A 253-nucleotide genomic window follows, 5' to 3' on the forward strand; every position below is an offset into this window, starting at 1 on the left:
AATTAACAAAAATAGCTTGAAATACAAATATAAGGGCTAAAAACAACCCCATCGATTTAAACTGCTTTATAACAGTGCCAAAAGGAATCTTGGCAATTTTGTAGAATAAGATTACGAACAATAAAAGTAGTACCAAAATAGGTATAGATGAAACCATTAATATAGTAGTTCCACACACCGTAAGAAATAATAACTTAATACCTGGTTTTAAGTTATGGATAAAGGTATCTCGCGGAATATATAAACCGATCAT

Annotated in this window: 1 pseudogene; it reads right to left on the reverse strand. The window is 30.0% G+C overall.

From position 1 onward, the window contains the following. Positions 1-253 (reverse strand): annotated as a pseudogene (locus tag ACFINO_RS11330) (energy-coupling factor transporter transmembrane protein EcfT); the annotation flags it as partial.

It is taken from the genome of Bartonella sp. AA83SXKL, assembly GCF_042196965.1.
Lineage (GTDB): Bacteria > Pseudomonadota > Alphaproteobacteria > Rhizobiales > Rhizobiaceae > Bartonella.